This is a genomic window from Paenibacillus dakarensis, assembly GCF_001373415.1.
Taxonomy (GTDB): domain Bacteria; phylum Bacillota; class Bacilli; order Paenibacillales; family Paenibacillaceae; genus Paenibacillus_AQ; species Paenibacillus_AQ dakarensis.
This window is the reverse complement of record NZ_CDSE01000004.1, coordinates 1-2753: the sequence shown is the minus strand read 5'-3', so window position 1 is coordinate 2753 and position 2753 is coordinate 1. Positions and strand designations below refer to the sequence as shown.

The following is a 2753-nucleotide window of genomic DNA, read 5'->3' as shown; positions in this document are numbered from 1 at the left end:
GTAGGACGTCGCCAAGCGAAAAACCACTGTCGATGTAATCGATGGTGGTTTTTATTTGTTTATATGTGTTTTTTACCAATTTTCAATGGAAATATTCAATAGATGGGCCAAGTAATGAAGATTTTGTTACCGATGGAATGATAAAAATCAGTATAATAGAATTATTCAAGAACCAGGGAACTATTACCTATATTTTTCCGGTTTGTGCAGGTCGTAGGGATTATGGCCTGATTGGAAGTTTCTCCATTAACCAAGTCAGTTGTCAACTGCTTCAGGAAATTGGGTTATGGTGGAGAAAGGGGGATTATGAATGTTAGATAATAGTCGACTGCGGTTTGCAGCAATTCTATGTGCAGGTGCTATATTAATGGTGGGGTCTGGATGTGGAGCATCGGTAAAGCCATCTTGGGAGTCTTTTGACGGTGCAGCTAATGTTAAGTCTTTTCCGATACCAAAGGAAGCAAATAAGACGGAGCAAACGAAAGGAAACAGCGGCTTAGACTATGTTCGTTATTCGCTGCCTGGACTGAAAGAATCAGAGAGTCTTCCTGAGGCATATATTAAGGAAATTGAATCATGGGGCTGGAAAGAGAAGAAGGAAGAACGGAAGGGATCTTCTCTTGTATTTGAGAAGGGAAAAAACATTGTCCACCTCACGGTGCATGATGATTATTTAATCATAACGGTTCCTGCGCCTTTGAAGAAAGAAGCGATTAAAGGCTTGGAGAGCAAAAAATAAATAGATCTCATCCAAACGGGGATTGAGATCTATTTTTATTGTATGTATGTAATTTTACTGTTTATAGTAGGAAATATCCTGTTCACTGAATTTGAGCATGCCGCCTTTGTGTTGGTTCTTACAGCCAACGAGAGCGAAGTAACGGGGGACGAGCAGCCATATATGCCAAAATAAAAGTGATATGATAAAGGCTAAAGGTGACCAGAATGCCATAATGACAAAAAGGCAGAGGCTGATCCAGCTGGTATGGAATTGGACGATCCTAAAAATGCGGAAGCTGACATGCTGGTCAGGCATATATCCGAGCCAAGGGGTTTTTAGTGAAAACCTCCATTTTCTTGGATAGACAGAGCCGTGGATAAATAATACGGATCGGCCGATGACAAAGTGGATCCATAGAATAAGAGCAAAAGCGATTAAAAAATAAATAAAGCTGTCCCACGAAAGTAGAAGCATTTCAGATGCAACTGCAGCACAGGGAAGGATGAGATAAAGTCCGATAAGATGCTTGGAGAGCGTTATTTTTTTGAGCAGCTGGTATTGATAAAAGGTTGCTTGGCCATGAGGTTGTTCTGCCATCGAGCTTGCTGGCCTCCTTTAATGGACGTTGGGAGCATAAATATAATGTCTTTTATGTTTTTATCGGTTGTAATCCTTTTTTTATGAAGCGGTTTGGGTACAGACACCAGGCGAAAATTTACACATATACTTATAAGGCAGAAAGAGATACTATGAAAATGTTTAAAATAATAGAACCTGTGTCATACTGATAGTAAAAGGATTAAGGTGGGATGGCTCATGGAAGAGATGAATGAACGCGTCTGTATAGTATGCAGCCAGAGTAAAAAGGAAGGCATTACGATCATATCACAATTTGTATGTGAAGACTGCGAGTCTGAGATTGTGCATACGAATACCGAAGATTCAAAATATCATTTTTTTATCCATCAATTGAAGCAGATTATGATGCCAGAGAAGGTTTAGAAAGATATTAAGGAGGGAGGCCTGGGTAGGTGGGGCCTTTTTTTGTTGTATTGGGATAAATAGGTGGGCATAGGCTTATGGTGTATTTTGCGATAAAATAGAGAGGATGAAACCGGAAGGAAATTCATATATGAATAGAAATAGAGAAGAGGCGCCGCTGGTAGAAGCTCTACTGGCGTATAGAAATCATGCTGCTAAATCATTTCATGTGCCTGGCCACAAGAATGGAAAAGCATATGATGGAATAGAAGAGGCGAGAATATTACACGATGTAATGAAGATAGATGTTACCGAAATCTCCGGAACGGATGATCTCCATCACCCAGAAGGGGTTATCCGTGAGGCGCAGGAGCTGGCAGCGGATTGTTTTGGGGCGGAGGAGAGTTTTTTTCTGGTAGGAGGAAGCACCTCCGGTAATCTGGCCATGGTTCTAACGGTATGCCAACAGCCGGGAGATATACTTCTCCTTCAGCGTAATGTTCATAAGTCTGTATTAAATGGACTGATGCTTGCCGGGGCGAGAGCTGTTTTTCTTGAACCGGAAATAGATAAAGACAGCGGACTTGCCGTTACTCCATCTGTGGAGACGATAAAAGCGGCTATTGCGGCTTATCCGGATGCCAGGGGCGTTTTGCTTACCTCTCCTAACTATTATGGGATGAGTTGTGATTTGAAGCCGATAGCTGAACTATGTCATGCTTATCATATACCGCTGCTTGTTGATGAGGCGCATGGTGCGCATTTTGGAATGCATCCGGATCTGCCGGAAGGAGCGCTCTCAAGTGGAGCAGATGTCGCTGTGCAATCGACACATAAAATGCTGGCAGCAATGACGATGGGGGCCATGCTGCATGTGCAGGGGCCGTTCATCAACCGCGGTTTGCTGCGCCAGAGACTTGCGATGGTGCAGAGCTCGAGCCCATCATACCCAGTGATGGCCTCGCTTGACCTGGCCCGGCGCATGCTGCACGCGCAGGGCGCCAGCGCCTTCACGGCGGGCTTCGCCGCCGTGGGCGCGCTAATGCGCGGC

Annotated in this window: 4 protein-coding genes; 3 read left to right on the top strand and 1 reads right to left on the bottom strand. The window is 44.0% G+C overall.

Annotated elements, in window-relative coordinates:
• Positions 1–310: 310 nt before the first annotated feature.
• The gene (locus BN1234_RS00125; protein WP_054954640.1) at positions 311–739 is read left to right on the top strand and encodes a hypothetical protein; all 429 of its coding nucleotides are present in this window, start codon (positions 311–313) and stop codon (positions 737–739) included.
• A gap of 54 nt (positions 740–793) precedes the next feature.
• Here BN1234_RS00125 and BN1234_RS00120 read toward each other — a convergent pair whose 3' ends face one another.
• On the bottom strand, positions 794–1318 hold the full coding sequence (locus BN1234_RS00120; protein ID WP_054954639.1) for a hypothetical protein: 525 nt from the start codon (positions 1316–1318) through the stop codon (positions 794–796).
• A 219-nt stretch (positions 1319–1537) separates the two neighbouring features.
• On the opposite strand from BN1234_RS00120, the gene BN1234_RS00115 reads away from it, so the two are divergent.
• Entirely contained in the window at positions 1538–1723 is a 186-nt protein-coding gene (locus BN1234_RS00115; RefSeq protein WP_054954638.1) for a sigma factor G inhibitor Gin, read from the top strand.
• Between the two features lie 130 nt (positions 1724–1853).
• On the top strand, positions 1854–2753 hold a 900-nt coding region (locus tag BN1234_RS00110), incomplete at its 3' end, for an aminotransferase class I/II-fold pyridoxal phosphate-dependent enzyme (RefSeq protein WP_156337083.1).